This is a genomic window from Jeotgalicoccus sp. S0W5 (assembly GCF_011634875.1).
In the GTDB taxonomy this organism is placed as follows: Bacteria; Bacillota; Bacilli; order Staphylococcales; family Salinicoccaceae; genus Jeotgalicoccus; species Jeotgalicoccus marinus.
Genome location: NZ_SIRQ01000026.1, coordinates 1 through 613 on the forward strand (window position 1 = coordinate 1; position 613 = coordinate 613).

1 protein-coding gene is annotated in these 613 nt (G+C 50.2%); it reads right to left on the reverse strand.

The window, feature by feature from the left end:
- The coding region (locus EYB29_RS11270) for an AMP-binding enzyme (RefSeq protein ID WP_166627302.1) at nt 1-613 on the reverse strand (613 nt) is incomplete at both ends.

Below are 613 nucleotides of genomic sequence, written 5' to 3' on the forward strand. Positions count from 1 at the left end.
GCCAAATCTCCGCCAGCTGTTTTTCAACCTCTGTCTGTGGTGCGACATACTCTTCCAAAGCTGAGGACACATCGGGCTCCGGCAAGGCATGGCGATCCACTTTTCCGTTTGGAGTCAATGGTATGGTGTCCAGTTCCATGAAGAATGATGGCACCATATAATGCGGCACTTTTTCAGCCAGATATGCTTTGAAGTTATCTCGATCTGAAGTCTCATCCGTAACGATGTAAGCACACAGGGAGGTTGCGTTGTCTGTGCCCCATTCCCTGACTGTGACATCTTTGACACGAGGGTGCTTCAGAAGCACATTTTCGATTTCTCCCGGTTCGATCCGATGCCCTCTGATTTTCACCTGGTGGTCGATACGGCCCAGAAACTCTATGTTTCCATCCGGCATAAAACGGGCCAAATCGCCCGTCCGGTACATTCTCTCCTCAGGGCTGTATGGATTTTGTATGAACTTCTCCTCTGTCAGTTCCGGGCGGTTCAGATAACCGCGGGCGACGCCGTCACCGGAAAGGAACAACTCCCCGGGCGTCCCTATAGGTTGAAGGGATAAATCAGTATTCAGAATATATGCTTTGGTGTTATTGATTGGCTTACCGATTGGCAC